At 63.3% G+C, this 17,447-nt stretch carries 19 protein-coding genes; 12 read left to right on the forward strand and 7 right to left on the reverse strand.

Going from position 1 to position 17,447, the window contains the following annotated elements:
- Window positions 1-14: 14 nt before the first annotated feature.
- Window positions 15-1,019: an alpha/beta fold hydrolase gene (locus tag X907_RS12525; RefSeq protein ID WP_127568515.1), complete on the forward strand. Its 1,005-nt coding sequence runs from the start codon at window positions 15-17 to the stop codon at window positions 1,017-1,019.
- Window positions 1,020-1,027: 8 nt separating this feature from the next.
- Here the strand turns inward: X907_RS12525 and X907_RS12530 are convergent, their stop codons facing one another.
- Window positions 1,028-1,486: a GNAT family N-acetyltransferase gene (locus X907_RS12530; RefSeq protein WP_127568517.1), complete on the reverse strand. Its 459-nt coding sequence runs from the start codon at window positions 1,484-1,486 to the stop codon at window positions 1,028-1,030.
- 198 nt (window positions 1,487-1,684) lie between these two features.
- Between X907_RS12530 and X907_RS12535 the strand changes: the two genes are divergently transcribed.
- The 6 genes from X907_RS12535 (at window position 1,685) to X907_RS12560 (ending at window position 4,515) form a co-directional block, all read left to right on the forward strand.
- Window positions 1,685-2,353 (forward strand): TetR/AcrR family transcriptional regulator, encoded by a 669-nt coding sequence (locus X907_RS12535; protein WP_127568519.1) that lies wholly within the window; start codon window positions 1,685-1,687, stop codon window positions 2,351-2,353.
- Window positions 2,350-2,964 (forward strand): dihydrofolate reductase family protein, encoded by a 615-nt coding sequence (locus X907_RS12540; RefSeq protein WP_127568521.1) that lies wholly within the window; start codon window positions 2,350-2,352, stop codon window positions 2,962-2,964. The genes X907_RS12535 and X907_RS12540 overlap by 4 nt, the downstream gene beginning before the upstream one ends.
- Window positions 2,965-2,995: 31 nt before the next feature.
- Window positions 2,996-3,412: a VOC family protein gene (locus X907_RS12545; RefSeq protein ID WP_127568523.1), complete on the forward strand. Its 417-nt coding sequence runs from the start codon at window positions 2,996-2,998 to the stop codon at window positions 3,410-3,412.
- Window positions 3,413-3,445: 33 nt separating this feature from the next.
- Entirely contained in the window at window positions 3,446-3,802 is a 357-nt protein-coding gene (locus X907_RS12550; protein ID WP_127568525.1) for a DUF1428 domain-containing protein, read from the forward strand.
- 127 nt (window positions 3,803-3,929) lie between these two features.
- Entirely contained in the window at window positions 3,930-4,184 is a 255-nt protein-coding gene (locus X907_RS12555; RefSeq protein ID WP_127568527.1) for a ribbon-helix-helix domain-containing protein, read from the forward strand.
- A 4-nt stretch (window positions 4,185-4,188) separates the two neighbouring features.
- Entirely contained in the window at window positions 4,189-4,515 is a 327-nt protein-coding gene (locus X907_RS12560; protein ID WP_127568529.1) for a type II toxin-antitoxin system RelE/ParE family toxin, read from the forward strand.
- Window positions 4,516-4,518: 3 nt separating this feature from the next.
- Here the strand turns inward: X907_RS12560 and X907_RS12565 are convergent, their stop codons facing one another.
- Window positions 4,519-5,604 (reverse strand): ferritin-like domain-containing protein, encoded by a 1,086-nt coding sequence (locus X907_RS12565; RefSeq protein ID WP_127568531.1) that lies wholly within the window; start codon window positions 5,602-5,604, stop codon window positions 4,519-4,521.
- 241 nt (window positions 5,605-5,845) lie between these two features.
- On the opposite strand from X907_RS12565, the gene X907_RS12570 reads away from it, so the two are divergent.
- Window positions 5,846-6,979 (forward strand): TraB/GumN family protein, encoded by a 1,134-nt coding sequence (locus tag X907_RS12570; protein WP_170175556.1) that lies wholly within the window; start codon window positions 5,846-5,848, stop codon window positions 6,977-6,979.
- 4 nt (window positions 6,980-6,983) lie between these two features.
- On the opposite strand, the gene X907_RS12575 is transcribed toward X907_RS12570, so the two are convergent.
- Genes X907_RS12575 through X907_RS12585 form a run of 3 tightly spaced genes read right to left on the reverse strand, consistent with a single transcriptional unit; the run spans window position 6,984 to window position 9,271 of the window.
- Window positions 6,984-7,949, reverse strand: a complete 966-nt coding sequence (locus X907_RS12575; RefSeq protein ID WP_127568535.1) for a sterol desaturase family protein — start codon at window positions 7,947-7,949, stop codon at window positions 6,984-6,986.
- Complete coding sequence (locus tag X907_RS12580) at window positions 7,933-8,403, reverse strand: hypothetical protein (RefSeq protein ID WP_127568537.1); 471 nt, start codon at window positions 8,401-8,403, stop codon at window positions 7,933-7,935. The genes X907_RS12575 and X907_RS12580 overlap by 17 nt, the downstream gene beginning before the upstream one ends.
- 52 nt (window positions 8,404-8,455) lie before the next feature.
- The gene (locus X907_RS12585) at window positions 8,456-9,271 is read right to left on the reverse strand and encodes a PIG-L deacetylase family protein (RefSeq protein ID WP_127568539.1); all 816 of its coding nucleotides are present in this window, start codon (window positions 9,269-9,271) and stop codon (window positions 8,456-8,458) included.
- Between the two features lie 90 nt (window positions 9,272-9,361).
- On the opposite strand from X907_RS12585, the gene X907_RS12590 reads away from it, so the two are divergent.
- Window positions 9,362-9,493 carry a glycerophosphodiester phosphodiesterase family protein gene (locus tag X907_RS12590; protein WP_127568541.1) on the forward strand — a complete coding sequence of 44 codons (132 nt, stop codon included), beginning with the start codon at window positions 9,362-9,364 and terminating at the stop codon, window positions 9,491-9,493.
- 292 nt (window positions 9,494-9,785) lie between these two features.
- Here X907_RS12590 and X907_RS12595 read toward each other — a convergent pair whose 3' ends face one another.
- Window positions 9,786-12,467, reverse strand: coding sequence for a TonB-dependent receptor (locus tag X907_RS12595; protein WP_127568543.1), 2,682 nt, complete (start codon window positions 12,465-12,467; stop codon window positions 9,786-9,788).
- A gap of 152 nt (window positions 12,468-12,619) precedes the next feature.
- Window positions 12,620-13,060: a hypothetical protein gene (locus tag X907_RS12600; RefSeq protein WP_127568545.1), complete on the reverse strand. Its 441-nt coding sequence runs from the start codon at window positions 13,058-13,060 to the stop codon at window positions 12,620-12,622.
- 166 nt (window positions 13,061-13,226) lie between these two features.
- On the opposite strand from X907_RS12600, the gene X907_RS12605 reads away from it, so the two are divergent.
- The 3 genes from X907_RS12605 to X907_RS12615 all read left to right on the forward strand — a co-directional run bounded on the left by X907_RS12605 (window position 13,227) and on the right by X907_RS12615 (window position 17,421).
- Complete coding sequence (locus X907_RS12605) at window positions 13,227-14,381, forward strand: PQQ-dependent sugar dehydrogenase (RefSeq protein ID WP_127568547.1); 1,155 nt, start codon at window positions 13,227-13,229, stop codon at window positions 14,379-14,381.
- A gap of 116 nt (window positions 14,382-14,497) precedes the next feature.
- Entirely contained in the window at window positions 14,498-15,817 is a 1,320-nt protein-coding gene (locus X907_RS12610; RefSeq protein ID WP_127568550.1) for a serine hydrolase domain-containing protein, read from the forward strand.
- Window positions 15,817-17,421: a GMC family oxidoreductase gene (locus tag X907_RS12615; protein WP_127568551.1), complete on the forward strand. Its 1,605-nt coding sequence runs from the start codon at window positions 15,817-15,819 to the stop codon at window positions 17,419-17,421. The genes X907_RS12610 and X907_RS12615 overlap by 1 nt, the downstream gene beginning before the upstream one ends.
- Window positions 17,422-17,447: the final 26 nt, after the last annotated feature.

Raw genomic sequence — 17,447 nt, forward strand, 5'->3', positions numbered from 1 at the left:
TCATAACTGCCGGTATGCATAGCGCGCTTTTCCCGGACATTGCGGCCCGTGAGGCCGGGCTCCTGCCTGTGTCTGACGGGCATTCCCTCTATTGGGAACGATCCGGGCTGGAAGGCGGACGCGCGCTTCTTTTCCTGCATGGCGGGCCGGGATCGGGCGCGAGCGCGCGTCACCGCCGCTATGCCGATCCGGCCATCTGGGAGACCATCCAGTTTGACCAGCGCGGGTGCGGGCGCTCCGCCCCGCTATTTGAGCTATACGCCAACACAACCGCGCACCTGATCGAGGATGTTGAGGCCCTGCGCGAGCATCTGGGTCTTGAGCGCTTTGATTGCGTGATGGGGGCAAGCTGGGGCACCACGCTGGCTCTGGCCTATGCGCAGGCACACCCCGAACGCGTGGAAAACGTGCTGGTCGAAGGCGTCTTTCTGGCGACCCGCCGGGAGCTGGACTGGTGGCATGGCAAAAGCGGGGCGGGCGCGGTTTATCCCGATGCCCATGGCTGGCTCATGCACGGCGTGCCGGAGGCGCTGCACGATGATCCGCCCGGCTTTGCCCGCTGGGCGCTGGCCGCCATGCAGACAGAGCTGGCCGCAGGTGCGCCCCTGCTGGCAAAGCTGGACGATCCGGATGCCGAAGCCGCGTTGAAAGACAGCGTGATATTCCGCTGGATCGCCTATGAGGAATTGCTCTCCCATCTGGAGGCAACGCCGCAAAGCGCGCTGGTGAATTTGCGCGCCAAGGGCCGCGACAAGCTGATCTCCACCGCCCTGATCGAGGCGCATTACTTTTCACAGGGCTGCTTCCTTGAGGAGGGCCAGTTGCTGACCGAGGCATACCGCCTCACCATGCCGGTCCATATCGTCCACAGCCGCTATGACATGGTGTGTCCGCTGCAATCGGCCTTCGATCTGAAAGACGCGGCGCCGGACGCCACCCTGACCATCGTGCCGGCCCATGGCCACGCCATGAGCGAACCGGTGTTCAAGGTGGTCAGGAATGTGATTGCCGGGCTTTAGCGCCCACCTCAAAGCTCAACGTGGAAGAACTGGTTGAACGCGGTTTGCGGGTAGTCCGCGAACGCATCACCCGGCAGGAAGCCGCGCCGGGCATAGAGCCTCACCGCCGCCTCGAATGCCGGGCCCCTGCCCGTCTCCAGACTTAGCCGCGTGAGGCCACGATCACGCGCCGTGCCGATGATGTGGTCGAGTATGGCCGCGCCCGCGCCCTGCCCGGCAAAATCGGGATGGACGCGCATTGATTTGATCTCGCCGTGAGTGGTGTTGAGTGCTTTCAGCGCGCCGACACACGCTATTTTGCTCTGCCGCCACGCCGTCCAGACAGTTATCTGCGGCCTTTGCAGGCCAGACAGGTCCAGCGCAAACACTGTCCCCGGCGGAGAGCGGGCATGCATGCCCGCCAGATGCAGCGCCAGAAGGGCGCGCGTGTCCGCACCCGATAGATCATCTTCGCGGATGTCGTACATGCCCGCCCCCTGCTGTGCTCGCCGCGGCGCTAGCGCAAATACCCCTGCCCCCTCAAGGCTGGCTGGCCGTGGATTTCGGCGCTTGCCGCCATTTGCCCACACCGGCAGCACGCCAGCCTGATCGGCGTACAAGACCCGCTTTCCTCGTCCTCTGGATTCTCGCTTGCATACATACCGACTGGTTGGTATGTATGCTGCATGAAGAATGACAACCACCCCGCAGCCGCCTCTCCTGCCCGCATCCCGCGCGGGGAAGCCCGCACACGTCTCCTCGACACGGCGCTGAGACTGATCCGCGAGCAGGGCTTCGCCGCGACCAGCGTGGATGCGTTGTGCAAGGAGGCCGGCGTCACCAAGGGCGCGTTCTTCCATCATTTTGACAGCAAGGAAGCGCTGGGCGCGGCAGCGGCCGATTACTGGTCGGAGACCACTTCGGCCCTGTTTGCGGGCGCGCCCTATCATGCGCCAGCTGACCCGCTGGATCGCGTATTTGCCTATCTCGATTTCCGCGCCGCGCTGATCGATGGCGAGATCGCTGAATTCACCTGTCTCGTCGGCACGATGGTGCAGGAGACCTACGGCTCCAGCGACGCGATACGCGACGCCTGCAACCGCTCGATCACCGGCCATGCCGCGACGCTGGAGGCGGATATTCAGGCGGCGCTGGACGCGCGCGGGATCGGCGAGCCCTACACAGCCTCCAGCCTCGCGCTTCTCACCCAGACGGTCATCCAGGGCGGCTTCATCACCGCCAAGGCGGCGGGACACAAGGGCCCGGTGCTCGACGCCATCGCCCATCTGAAACGCTATTTCGCCTTCATTTTTGATGGCTCGGCCGCTCGGGCGGACACAAGGAGCGCCGCATGAGAACCGTCAGGATCATCGAGCATATATCGCTGGACGGGGTCATTCAGGCGCCCGGAGGCCCGGAAGAGGACACAAACGGCCGCTTCGAACACGGCGGGTGGGCTTTTCCGCATCACGATGAAGCGGTCGGCGAGGCGATAGGCGCCGCACATCCGGGCGGATTTGATCTGCTGCTGGGGCGGCGCACTTACGACATTTTCGCCAGCCACTGGCCACATCAGGAAGGACCGATGGCTGAAGGCCTGAACGGCGCGCGCAAATATGTCGCCACGCACAGACCGGAAAGCCTTGGCTGGGGACCGGCGGAAGGTCTTGGGGCGGACATTGCCGCAAGCCTGCGCAAGATAAAGGCGGGCGAAGGCCCCGATCTGGTCGTATGGGGCAGCTCGACGATCACGCCTGCGCTGATCGAACACGGACTGGCCGACGAGGTCGTTCTGCTGGTCTTTCCCGTCATGCTGGGGCGGGGCAAGCGGATTTTCTCGGACACGGCGGCTGCCACCGAGCTGTCCCTGATTAGCAGCAAGGCGGCTGGCTCCGGCGTCATCATCAACATCTACAAACCCGCCGGGCCTGCGCGAACCGGCAGCTTCGCCGAGTCTGCCGAATGAAGCGGGCCCGTCTGCAAGGAGGAGAGAATCCATGACGGAACTGACGACATCCAGCACCAATCCCGAGACCACGAAAGGGGTGATCCCCTATCTGGATATGGCGGGCCGGTCGCTGGAAGCAGCGAAATTCTACGAGAAGGCGTTCGGCGCGACGATCATCGGGCATGTACCCGGCCAGAGCGCGGGGCGTGTCGCGCACTGCCAGATCGAGATCAATGGCGGCACGCTGATGATGACCGATCACCGCGACACGGCTGTAGAGCGCGAGGGATTTCACCTGCAGATCGTCGCTGAAGACGCGCAGGCGCGCTGGGACCGCGCGGTCGAGGCGGGCTGCGAGATCGTCATGCCGTTTGAAATGCAGTTCTGGGGCGACCGATGGGGGCTGGTTCGCGATCCATTCGGGATCCAGTGGGCGTTCAACGAGGCCGAAGGCTGCGGCGCATAATCACAACACAAGCCATCAGGAAGGACAGGACCAATGAGCTATTACGTACAGGGCTTTGTGCTGGCGGTGCCCACCGCCAACAAGGACGCCTTCATCAAGCACGCCAGGGAAGCCGCCGAGGTGTTCAAGGAATATGGCGTCATCAAATGCGTGGAGTGCTGGGGCGATGACGTGCCCGATGGCGTCCACACCTCCTTCCCGATGGCGGTGAAGGCCGAAGCCGACGAGACGGTGGTGTTCTCCTGGTATATCTGGCCGTCAAAGGAGGCACTGGACGCTGCCATGCCGAAAGTCATGGAAGATCCGCGCCTGGAGCCGGCCAATAATCCCATGCCGTTCGACGGCAAGCGCCTGATCTATGGCGGGTTCGTGCCGGTCGTCGACATATAGCCAAGCGCCGTTGAATCTCTCGGCCCTGAAAGCGGCGTATAAGGGGTGAACGCGCACGGGACTGATTGCCTCACGTATTCATTTTTGATTATATTGAATACGTACAGCAACGGGACCGGAGGTAGCCATGTCCCGCACGACGACGATGACGGTGCGCCTGAGCGGAGTATTGAGCGAGTTCGTTGCCGCCAATGTCGGCGATGACGGTGCCTATGAGAATGTCAGCGAATATGTCCGCGACCTGATCCGCCGGGACAAGGAACGCGCTGAGCAGGCAGCTTTTGATCGGCTGAAGGCGGAGCTGACCCATGCCTTCGCGGCCCCGGACTCCAGTTACAAGCCCCTGACCGCCGCCGATGTAATCCGCCGCAATCAGGGCTGAGCGGATGACCCGAATCCGCATTCAGGAGGCGGCCTCAAGGCGGCTGGACGAAATATTTCTCTACGCCCGCAAGCACTGGGGCGAGGAACAGGCGGAGCGCTACATCACCGGCCTGTTCGACGCGTTCGGGACGATCGCCACGCACGGCGTGCTGTCACGGCCCATCCCTGCCGAGCTGGGCGTCGACGGCTTCGTGTTCCGGTACGAACGCCATTTCGTCTACTGGCGGCATCTCGACAATGGCGATATCGGCATCGTCACCGTACTGCACGAACGCATGCACAGGATCGGACAGCTGCGTGACGCGCTGGATGGCGAGCCGGACGGCTAACCCCTACTCCGCGAGCCCCGCCACCGCGTGAACATAGTCGCTGCGCGCCTTGTTGGCATCGATCTGGGCGGCGATGCGCTCGTCCTCATCCTGCAGGGTCTGCGGATCAAGCTCGGCATAGTGCAGTACGCCCATATCCTCATACGCCTTGCGGATGCGCGGCCCCCACAGGCCTATATCCTTCACGATCGGCACGATGCGCTGGAAGAGCAGCGTCCGGTAGAGCTTCACGATCTCGGAGTTCTCGACGAATTCCTTGCATTCCTTCGCCGGCAGATCGAGCACCTCGTAAAGCTCGTGGCTCTGGGTCATGCGGTCACGCATGAGATAGCAGGCCTCCACGAGGAATTCCTCGCGCTCATCACGCTCTTTCTGGGTCAGCTGGGGATAGTAATCGCGAAGGGACAGGCGGCCGAAAGCGACGTGGCGCGCTTCGTCCTCCATCACATAGGCATTGACCATGCGCGCCAGCGGGTTCTGCGCCAGATCGCGGATCGTGCCGAAGGCGGCGAGCGCCAGCCCCTCGATCACCACCTGCATGGCCAGATATGTGACGTCCCAGCGGGAATCCCTCAGCGCATCATTGACCAGCTCCTGCAGCGGATCGGTCATCGGATAGGCCACGCCGAACTTGCCCTGCAGCAGGCGATAGGCCTCCACATGGCGCGCCTCGTCCATCACCTGCGTGGCGGCGTAGAACTTCGCATCGAGATCAGGCACGGACGACACGATCTTGGAGGCAGAAAGCAACGCCGCCTGCTCTCCTTGCAGGAACTGGCTGATATTCCAGGCCTGCGTATGGCGGCGCAGATTTATGCGCTCTTTCTTGGTCATCCTGTTCCAGACATCCGAGCCATAGATGGCGACGGCCTCGTCGGGCATCTGCATCGGGTTTTCCGGATCGAGCTCCTGCGTCCAGTCGATGCGATTGAGCGCATCCCACTGCATGTCCTTGCCCTTCTGGTAGAGGTGCATGAGCGTGGTGCGGCCCTCGTCAAAGCGCCAGTCAAACACCGCGTCGAACTGCTGGGGGACATGCCAGTGATCGTCAATCCCGGGCATCGGATACAAGTCGCGCAAGGCCGTCATCGCTTCAGCTCTCCTCCGTAGCGGGAAGCCGGTGCAGCGCGTGCAAACCCTGCCGGGCGCTGCCCGGTCCTCGTCTATAGGGGTGAACGGCGTTCACCCGATGGACAGAGCATGACTCCGACTATACCCGCCTGTCTACCCCTGACTGATCAGTCAGTGAAAATTCATGAACACGATTTCACTGGTGCGGGCAGCGGCGCAGAGGCAAACGTGCCTGACCTTCGCACTTATCGGAGTGCCCATGCTGCGCTGTCTGCTTGCTGTACTTGCCTGCGCCCTCACCCTCTCACCTGCTCTTGCCCTGCAGGACGCGCCCGCGCCGGAAGCGGTAGAGACCGAGATCATCACGGTGCGCGCAGAGCGCTCCGGCCCGCAGCTCTGGCGCATCTCTCATCCCGAACAGGCTGGCGAGGTCTATGTCTTCATCACAATCCCCTGGCTGCCCGCGAGCCTTGAATGGAATGAGCGCCCCGTGGCGAGCGTTCTGGAGGAAGCAGGCGAGGTTCTGACCGAGTTGGAGGTCAATGCTGGCGCGGTCAGCACCACCCGCATGGCCGCCATGATGCTGCGCACCGTCACCTTCAACCGCAGCCGCCTGATGATGCCGCGCGGGACCACGCTGGCCGACCGTGTGGGCGATGATCTGGCGGCAGGGTTTTACGAGGCCTCGGCGATCGCCGAGGAGCGCAATGAGCGCCGCCGCGCGCTGCGCCGCGCCGCCCGGCGCGGCGGCGAGGACATGCCGTCAGACGCCGTGCTGGACGAACCGGAGGAGGAAGCGCTGGCAGCGCGCCTTGCCAGTCTGGAACCGGGCAGGATGCACCCCTTCTTTCAGGCCATGAACCTGATCGGCAAGGCCGCAGAAAGCGTGGATCTGCAAGGCTCCTCTGCCATTGAAACCCGCGTGACGCGCCTCGCGCGCCGCAACCGCGTGCCGGTCCGCGCCGTGCAGAGCTATGATCTGGCCGTATCAGATATTTCCGCCCTCATGCGCTCGGTGCAGGATTTCTCGCGCGAGACCAACGAGACCTGTATTTCCGAGGCCGTGACATTCGCCCGCTCCGAACTGCCCACGGCGTGGATGGCGGCGCAGGCCTGGGCACGCGGTGATGTCGACACGCTGCGCGGATTTTCAGGCCGCCGCACCGGGCTCGACTGCCAGCGCGCCATGGAAGGCGAAATGGGCGGGCTTCGCACATTCGGCGGCGCCACCACCGCTGACATCGACTATCCGGGCATATGGGCGCAGGCTATTGGCAGCTCCATAGCCGGTGGCGGGGTCACCCTTGCCATTGTCGGCGCAGCAGGCTGGCTGGCCGAAGACGGCATTCAGGCGCGGCTCGCCGCTGCCGGCTATGTGGTGGAAGGGCCGTAAGGCCTTATTCAGCGGGCGTGGCGGCGGTCTGGGCGGGTGATGCAGCGCGCGCATCGTCTGGAGCGGCTTCACCGCGCTTTGCCGCCTGTTGCTCTTCCCAGCGCGCCTTGATGATTTTCGAGCTTTCCCGGCTGCCATCGGGCGACCAGCCCGGCGGTCCGAGCCAGTAGCCCAGCGCATCGCGGAAGGACTTTGCCGAGGACACATCCTTCACGATGCCCACCCATTCATGCAGGCAGATACGGATCGGGTTGTAAGTGCCAAGGTTCTTCACAATGCCATAGCGGCACTTCTCCTCGTCCAGCTCCGCCTGGAAGGTGCCGAACATCCGGTCCCAGATGATGAACACGCCCGCATAATTACGGTCCAGATAGAGCGGGTTCGTGGCGTGATGGACCCGGTGGTGGGAGGGCGTGTTGAACAGCCACTCAATCGGCGCGGGCAGGCGCTTGACGGCTTCGGTATGGATCCAGAACTGGTAGACGAGGTTCAGCGCGCCCACAAAGGCCACCATCGCGATGGGAAAGCCCAGCAGCACCAGCCATGAGCCGAAGAAGATGAATTTGAAGGTCAGCGGGCTGAGCCAGGGCTGACGCAGGGCGGTAGAGAGATTGTAGTGCTGGGAGGAGTGGTGGATCACATGGTCGGCCCACCACCAGCGCACGGTGTGCGCGAAACGGTGCGCCCAGTAATAGAGAAAATCGTCCAGCACGAAGCAGATCACGAAGGCCCACCACGCCCAGCCAATATCAAACAGGGCGAAGCGCTCGATATACATGAACCAGGTCAGCGCGATGAAACCCAGAACAATGCCCGACACCGTATTGCCAAGCCCCATGGCGAGGCTGGCAGCGGTGTCCTTGGGCTCGAACTCGGCCTTGCCGGTCATGCGCGCATAGATCATCTCGGCAACGATCAGCGCGACGAAGAAGGGAATGGCAATCAGGATTGGATCAGGAAGTTCGGGCATGACCCTCTCCTTGCATCTGCGTATCGCTCTGGCGCACAAACCGGCGCATCCGCTCGCCCCACCCTTGCGCTGAGGCATCATCAAGGTCGATGGTCACGCGCGGCAGGGTGAAATCGTTGAAATGGATGTGAAAACGCGCGCCGTCTGCCTCCAGCCGTGCAATCTCGCCGGGCCGCACCACGCGGGTCACACAGCGGCTTGACCGGGCCAGCACCAGTCCGAGGCGCGCCTCGCCCTCTTCCATCACCAGCGCGGCAAGACCATCCGCCGCTATCACGCCCTCGCCTGCGCGAAACCCGACGACATCCTCTTCCAGCCTCTGGGAGGGCAGACTGGCATCCTCAAAGCGAACATCCTGCCAGCCGCCAATGAGGCGGTTGAACACGATCAGGGCGCCCACCGCGAGGGCGGACACAGCCAGTATGGCGAGAATGGCAAGAGGGCTGTCATCCATGGGCTAATACTTGCTGCCTTTGGCCCCAAAGCGCAAGCCGCTGAGCGCCCACTCAGTCAGTTGCGTCGGCAAAGGCGTAATACTCCCGCGTCCACAGCGCGTACATCACACGCGGCCCAATGCCATAGGTCGCCTGCAGATAGCGCGACTGGCTTTCATGGATACGCCAGGCCCGCTGCTTGTCGCGCGCTGGCGAAGGCACGGCAAAATCCGGCTCAGGCTGTATATCGGCAATGAGCTGGCCGCGTTCGCCGCCAAACCGGCGAAGGCCCGGGCGCGGGGCGAGCACATAGACAAGGCGCGGCGCATCCTCACCCATGGCCAGAACCGCCTGGCGCGCCGCTTCCCCAATGGCCATATGATCGGGGTGCAGCGAGATCGCGCTTTCAGGATGGAAGCTGATGACGGCCGAGGGCCGGGTGCGCTCGATTTCCGCCGCCACACGCTCCACCAGCTGATCGAAGGGGCGTGCGCGCAGCTGGCCATCACCCAGATCGAGCACCGTGTGGGAGGCAACGCCCAGCGCAAAGCCGTGCTTTCGCGCTTCCGCCTCTCGCACTATGCCCAGATGCGGCTGGTCCACTACCGGCGGAAACTGCGTGCCCGCCTCGCCGCGCGTGGCGGTGAAGAGATGTACGGGAACACCTTCAGCCACACCCCGCGCCATCAGCGCATTGGCCGTGATCTCGTCATCAGGATGGGCGAACACGAAGAGCAGCCCCGCCTCGCCCAGCTCCCCGCGCAGATCGGCAAGGCGCGCCACACCGGGTTCGGCAAACAGCGAACGCGCGATCATCAGACCGGCCAGCGCCGCCACCAGAACAATGCCGGCCACAACGCCCGCCGCGATGAGGATGATACGCGCCATAAGCCTTCGTCCTTGTCCCGCTATTGCCCGTCACCTGGCTGACGCGCCTTCATGGCATATCCTAACCCCGTATCGGGGTGGGGAGGATAGATGATGCGCGGCATCGCGGTTCAGGTCTGGACCATCAATGCTCCCGGCGAGATGGATACCTTCATCGCGCGCGGCGTTGACGGCATCATCACCGATCGCGTGGATGTGATGGCAGGCGCGCAGGGGGAGTGAATTTTCTCCCGATACCTGAAACCCCGGGCGAGCGTTAGTGAGACCCGGGGCCTCTATCAGAATTATCCTGCACCCGGTCCCGGATGGCACTGAAGGGCCTCCGGGAGTTCAAAGCTTGAGGCTTGCGGACGGCGAAACGCCGTCCGAAGAGCGCGAACGCGCGCCCGCAGCGATAGCGAGCTTTAGCGAGCGGCAAGCGAGGACCGACCCCACGGATGTGGGGGAGGACAAAGAAGAAGGGCCGGGAGGTTTCCCTCCCGGCCCCTGCCCGATCCCCCGAAGGAGACAGGTTCTAGAAGCGTGCCCGCAGCGTCAGGCCGTAGGTACGCGGATTGCTGGGATAGGAGTTCGTGCTCGGACCGATCGTCCCGACCGAGAAGAACGTACCCCGGTAGTAGGTCTCGTCCGTGAGGTTGCGGCCCCACAGTTGCAGCGACCAGCCGCCATCCTCGGCACCGATACCGATCGAGCCGTTGACCAGCGTGACGGCGTCCTGCTCGAAGCTCGGCATGGCCGCCAGCGCACCGCTCAGATTCTGGCTGGAGGTATAGGACGTCTCGCCGCGCAGACGCAGCTCAAGCCCGTTACCCAGCGGCTGGGTGTACATGGCGCTCAGGAAGCCGGAGAATTCCGGGTTGGCGCGATCAACGCCCGAGAGGTCGTTGAAGCGACCCGAGAAGCCATTCTGGTTGACCCGCGTTGCCAGGCAGTCGGCAAACAGCGGATTACCGGCCATGCCCGGCTCGGTCAGCGACGAGGTGCGCGGGCAAGGCCCGAACTCGTAGCTTTCATAGCGGTTCTGGAACAGCCAGGTGAAGCCGCCCGCAATGACCAGGTTCTGAGTCGGGGCAAGGGTTGCCTCGACCTCGAGGCCGCGCACCGAAATCTCGCCCGCATTGTCGAGATAGAAGCCGCCGCCCACGAAGACTTCCGTCTGGAAATCCTTGTTGGTCTGATCAAACAGCGCCACCGCATAGACAAGGCGGTTCTCGAATGCCGTGCCCTTCACGCCCACCTCGATATTGAGCGTGGTTTCTTCCTCGAACTGGAAGAGACCGGTCGCCGCCGAGTTGGAGTTCAGCGAGAAGCCACCCGGCTTGTAGCCGGTGCCAACGCTCAGATAGGTGTTGAGCGTCGGGCTCCAGTCATACCCGAAAATGATCGAGCCGGAGACGTTCTCGTCAGTGCGCGAGCCCGGTGCGAACGGCGCGTTGACGACGTTGAACTGAAGGCCCGAACCCTCGATCAGGGGCAGCAGGAAGTTGATGGCCGGGTTGGCCGCCTGCTCCGCGGTAAGCGGAACCGCCGGATTAAACGGTGCGCCTTGCGCGGCGAGGATCGCCGGCACGAAGAAGGCGCAAGAATCACCCACCGGGAATGCGGCGCATGTCCCCGCGGTCGGCAGGCGCAGATCCTGACCAAGCTGGACGGCATTCAGCGCCGAGAACGGATCGTTGATCGTGACGTTCGGCGTGTAGTCCTTGGTCTCACGTGAATAGCGCAGACCCGCCGTGATCGTGAAGCGGTCGGTTACACGCCAGTCAACCTGACCGAAGGCAGACCAGGCTTCGGTGTCGTAATTGTAGGTCTCGTTGACGAGGCCCTGACCCGCACCAAGATAGCCATTGGCCGGCACAGTCGGCAGAGCGCCAGCACCCGACGGCAGCGGGAACAGCGTGCCCACCCCGGTCGCGTTATTACCGCCAATGATCGTGTTCATGATCGCCGGGATACCCGAACCGGCCGGAAGGCCGAGACCTGCTGCAAGCGCCTGAACAGACGGGTCAAGCGAGGAAGCCAGGTTGGCGAACGCAGCCAGCTGCGAGCCGTAAGGCGTCTCGTTCTGGAAGGTCAGCTCGTTATTGTAATAGAACAGGCCGGCCATCCAGTCGAAATTCTCGCCGCCATTGGAGGCAATGCGGAATTCCTGCGTGAAGGCGTTATAATCCTGGAACTGCTGGCGCGCACCGGCGGCATCCAGCGTGGTGAAGTCAGCGTCGATGACCTGATCTTCTTCATAGCTCTGATAGGCCGTGATCGAGGTCAGCGTGAAGCCGCCAAAGTCATGGTTGATCTCAGCTGACAGCCCCCAGGTGTCGACCTGCGTGCGCAGCGGGCCGTCAATGGCCGTAGTGCCGTCAAACGGATCGCCCGACGGCAACACTGCACCGAGCTGGGCCAGTGAAAACGCTTCTGACGGCGACACGTAGGAGAACGGCGCAGCACAGCAATTCTCGTCGATATTGCTGATGCTGGCGATGAAGCGGGCGGTCGTGGCGCCACCGCTATCCCAGAGCAGCTGGCCGCGCGCGCTCCAGCGGTCGCGATTGTTGAACTCGCGCCCGTCCTGGTTGGTGATGAAGCCATCGCGCTGGTTGATCGAACCATCGAGGCGGAAGGCCAGCTGATCGGCGACCAGCGGTCCGGTGACGGAAACGGCTGCCACGCGAGCATTGTAATTGCCGACCGTCACTTCGCCTTCGGCGCCGAACTCGAATTCGGGCTGGCGGGTGTGGAAGCTGACAACACCGGCAGGGGTGTTGCGGCCGAACAGGGTCGATTGCGGGCCACGAATGACTTCGACGCGCTCCAGCGACAGGAAGTCATTGATCGAAGCGCCCTGACGCGGCACGTAAACACCGTCGATGAACACGCCAACCGAAGGCTCGACGCCCGGGTTGAACGAGGAAGAACCCAGCGAGCGGATATTGAAGGTCTGGTTGGTGGACGCCGCAAACTCACCCACGCTCAGCGAGGGAACAAGGGTCTGCAGATCGGACGCGTCGCGGATCTGCGCCTCGGCAATCATTTCGCCGGTGACGGCGGTAACGGCGACCGGCGCTTCGAGCAGGGTCTGCTCACGCTTCTGGGCTGTAACGGTGATGATTTCGACTTGTGCCTGCGCGGCAGTGCCGACAAGGCCAGCGGCCAACGCGGTCGCACCGAGCACGGCGGCTCTTGAAAAACGCTTCATTGGGTTCCTCCCCCTTTGGATGTGTTCAGCCTGCAGATTCATACGTCCACATGGCTTCGCCTTTCACTGTAGGCGCGATTTCACAGGTTTGTCATCGGGTCTTTAGTGGTCTGTCAGCCAAGTGAGGCATTCCCGTCACACTGGACAAGCAATTAACCCTGACGGCTGGTCATCCATGCGTAGAACACGCCCGCCAGCGCGCCGCACACCGCTTGTGATATTTCGCCAGCAAGGCTGCGCGCGCCAGCAATCACCGGAACGCCGAAGAACACCTCGCGCATCAGCATCAGCATGACGAACATGCACACCGCCCCGGCCACCGCGTAGACGGCTGTGCGCGGCACCGGCGTGAAACGGACCACCAGCGCCCCGGCAAGAAAGGCGATGAGAAAGCCGATCAGGATGAAAACGAGATAGAGCGGACCCAGGCCCGCCATGTCCGCGAGCGTCATCGATAGCCGGTCTGCGGCGGAAATCTGCGCACCGGCACCCGCCAGCGCCGACAGCACGAACTGCGTCTGCACAATCACGCCGGCCAGCGCCATGAAGATGCTCGCCAGCACCAGACCCAGCGGATACCTGAACCAGCCCATATCGGCACTCCCCCTTTTGGACCCGGCGGATCCGTCCGCCCCTTGCCCGCCCCACGAACCATCTTGGTCGATGAATGATTTGCGGCCATGATGCCCCGCAAACCACCGCCTGGCCAATCTCTGTTTTCGCCGTGGCACGCATTTTTCAAGGTTGGAGATTACGTTCATGACGGTATCAGCACTTCATCACCGCGCACTTCTGGCCTGCGCGCTTGGCCTCATCGCTGCGGCCTGCGCAGACAATCGCGAAGCGGTTGAACTGCCTGAACCGGCCAGTGGCCATTCTGTCTCGGTGGAAACGGTCGTGGACGGGCTGGAGCATCCCTGGGGGCTGGCCTTCCTGCCCGGCGGAGACATGCTGGTGACCGAGCGGACCGGCCAGCTTCGCCTGATCCGCGATGGCGCGCTTGTTGATGCGCCGGTCAGCGGCGTGCCGGAGGTACTGGCACTCTCCCAAGGCGGGCTGTTCGATGTCGTGCTCGCGCCGGACTTCACCGCCTCCTCGCTGGTCTATCTCTCCTTTGCGAGCGGCACCGCCCAGTCCAACAACACCGCCCTCTATCGCGCGCGCTATGAAGATGGCGCGCTGCTTGATGGTGAGGTGATCTGGACCTCGCAGATGGACAAGACCGGCGGCGCGCATTTTGGCGGACGCATCGCCTTCATGGGCGATGGCACGTTGTTGCTCACCCTGGGGGATGGATTTGAATTCCGCGAGGAAGCGCAGAACCTCGCCAACCATTTCGGCACTATCGTGCGCCTCAATCCCGATGGTGCGCCGGCAAGCGGCAATCCGCTGGCAGAGGAAGACGGGGCGCTGGCCGACATCTGGACCTACGGCCATCGCAATGTGCAAGGCATCGCCATCGACCCTCAGACCGGCATTGTCTGGGCGCATGAGCACGGGCCGCGCGGCGGGGACGAGCTGAACATTATCGAAGGCGGCCAGAATTATGGCTGGCCCATCGTCACTTCGGGACTTGATTACTCCGGTGCGCGCATCTCGCCTTTCACCGCACATGGAGATGATTACACTGGCCCGCTGCGTGAATGGCTGCCCAACTCCATCGCGCCGTCAGGTCTGGCCATCTATCGCGGTGAGGCCTTCCCCAACTGGAGCGGCGATCTGCTGATCGGTGCGCTGGCCGGACAGGCCCTGCACCGGGTCCGCATCGAAAACGGTCAGGCGATAGCCGAGGAAGTCCTGCTGGCAGATGAGGGCGCACGCATCCGCGATGTGCGCGTGGGCCCGGACGGGCTGGTCTATGTCATGACGGACCATGCCAATGGCGCGCTGCTGCGCCTTTCGCCAGCGGACTGACACATCGCTCAGCGAAGGGGCTGGCGTTCGAAGCGTGAAAGGTGTTCACTTCTGCCCAAACACAAGGGCCGGGGCGGATTCGTGCGTGACCGGCCACATAATCTGGGGAGGCGCGCATGAAGCGTATTCTGATCGGCCTGGTGGCCGTAATCGTTGTCGCTGGACTGGCATTTGCAGGCTGGTATTACCGGCCCTGGTCGCCCTATTCGCCCGCGAGCATTACCGCGCTCGACAATCCGGACGACTATGTGACCACCTTCCAGCGCATGGACGAGATCCTGCCCAGCGCCACGATTTCGGCAACGGCGCCGCAACCCCTGCCGCGCAATCTCCAGCCGCTTGATGTGAGCTATGAGTGGGACGGTGAGACGCGCACGCTCGACCAATATCTGGAAAGCGGCCAGGTGACCGGCCTGACCGTGCTGCGCGATGGCGAAATGATCCATCAGCGCTTCTTCCATGGCGCCGACGAGACCACCCGCTTCACCTCATGGTCGGTCGGCAAGAGCTATGTCGCGAGCCTGATCGCGATGGCGCTGGATGAAGGCCTGATCGAAAGCCTTGATGATCCGGCAGAGCGTTATGCGCCCGAATATGCCGGGACGTATTATGGCACGGTGTCCTTGCGTCATCTGCTGATGATGTCGGCGGGGATCAATTTCAACGAGGAGTACTCGCCCGACCGCCCCTCTGATGTACGTCCCTTCTTCTTCAACGCCTTCATCATGGGCCGCAGCCCGGACGCGCTGGCCAGCGCCTTTGGCGCCAATGACCAGGTGCCCGGCGAACACCTCCACTACGCCTCCACCAACACGCAGGTTCTCTCCGCTGTCGCGCGCCATGTGTTTGGCGGATCGCTGGCGCAAGTGGTGGAAGAGCGCATCTGGACCCCGCTCGGCATGACATCTGACGCCACATGGCTGCAGCAGGTTCCGGGCAATCGCGGCGTTGCGGTCGGCTATTGCTGCCTGCAGGCGACCAGCGAGGACTATGCCCGCTTCGGCCAGTTCTATCTGCAGGACGGCGTGTGGAACGGCACCCGCCTGCTGCCAGAGGGCTGGGTGCAGGAAGCCACCCGCCCGGTCTCGCCGGCCCATGAGGCGGGCGCGACACCGGCCTATGGCCCGCGCGGCTATGGCCTGCATTTCTGGATCCCCGAAGGCCATGATGGCGAGTATTTCTTCGCTGGCGTCTACGGCCAGTATATCTGGGTCGATGAGCGGCGCGGCGTGGTGATCGCCCAGAATGCCGGTGACCCGGCCTGGGGGCGTCTCGGCGCGGAGGTGTTCACCGTCATGCGCGCGATTGCCGAAACGGTGTCGCCGCTTGAGGTGGAGCCGGAGCCGGTTGAAGACACCGGGGAACCCGCCCTCGATGCCCCGCTGGGTGTCGAAGAAGAGCCGCTCGACGAGGCATCAGAAGAGGACAGCGAATAATGTCCGCCGCGTCCGAGTACGATTATGTGATCGCGGGCGCGGGCAGCGCCGGATCGGTGCTGGCAGCCCGTCTGTCTGAAGACCCGTCTGTCACGGTCTGCGTGATCGAGGCAGGCGGCTCCGACAAGAAGGCGATCATCCAGACGCCCATGCTCCTGCAGTTCGCGATCACCGATCCGTCGATCAACTGGGATTACTGGACAGAGCCGCAGAAAAACCTTCAGGACCGCAAGCTCTACTGGCCGCGCGGCAAGACGCTCGGAGGTTCCTCCTCCATCAACGCCATGCACTATATGCGTGGCGCGTGGGAGAATTACGACGAGTGGGAGAAGGTTTACGGCGCGACAGGCTGGGGCCGCGAGGCGGCGCTGGAAGCCTTCAAGCGGGTCGAAAACAACGAAAACCATGGCGAGCCCTGGCACGGCAAGGGCGGGCCGCTGAATGTCAAATCCATCTCGCCGCTCAATCCACTGACCGAGCTCTATTACGAGGCCTGCCGCCACCGGCAATTGCCGTGGAATGATGATTTCAACGGCGAGAAACAGGAAGGCTTTGGCGTCTATCAGGTGACGCAGAAAGACGGCAAGCGCTGCTCGGCGGCTGACGCCTTCCTGAAACCCGCCATGACGCGGCCAAACCTGACAATCATCACCGGCGCGCTCGCCCGCAAAGTCATCATTGAGGAAGGCCGGGCGACCGGCATCGAGATCCAGACCGAAAGCGAGACCTGTGTGGTTAGCGCCCTTAGGGAAGTGATCCTGTCAGGCGGGGCGATCAACACGCCGCACCTTCTCATGCTGTCGGGCATCGGGCCCGCGGACCATCTCCGCGAGCATGGCATATCCGTCGAAGCCGATCTGCCTGGCGTCGGCGCGAACATGCAGGACCATCTCGACATCATGGCCCGCGCCTCCACCCGATCGGCCAGATCCATCGGCTATTCGCTGAAGAAATTCCCCGCGACCGCGCGTGACGTGCTGCAATGGGCGACGACCGGCACGGGCAATTTCACGGTCAATCCGGTGCAGGGCTGCGGGTTTGTGAAATCCAGCCGCGCGAAGGATTTGCCGGACATCCAGCTTGTCTTCATCCCGGCGCGCGGATCACCCCATGGCCGCGAGACCATGACCGGGCATGGCATGATGATCCATGCCTGCCATCTCTATCCGCAAAGCCGGGGGAGCTTACGCCTGAAAAGCGCCGACCCGCGCGATCCCATCCTCATTGACCCCAATTACATGGCCCATGAGGAGGATGCCGAGGTGATGACCGATTGCCTGGAGGTCGCGCGCGACATTCTCTTGAGCGACGCCTTTGATGGCGAGTTCAGGGAGCTGGAACTGCCCGCGAAAGCCAATGGCACGCGCGCGGAGCTTCTCGATCATGTCCGCGCCAATGCCGAGACGCTCTACCATCCCACCTCCACCTGCGCGATGGGTTCGGGCGAGCTTGCCGTTACCGACCCGCAATGCCGGGTGCGCGGGGTGAAGTCCCTCCGCGTCGTCGATGCCTCGGTGATGCCGCGTGTCGTCGGCGGCAACACCAACGCCCCGACCATGATGATCGCCACCCGCGCCGCCGACATGATTATCGCTGGCGCCTGAAACCCGTTCGAGACCGAAGCCGAGGA

Source organism: Glycocaulis alkaliphilus, assembly GCF_004000605.1.
Taxonomy (GTDB): domain Bacteria; phylum Pseudomonadota; class Alphaproteobacteria; order Caulobacterales; family Maricaulaceae; genus Glycocaulis; species Glycocaulis alkaliphilus.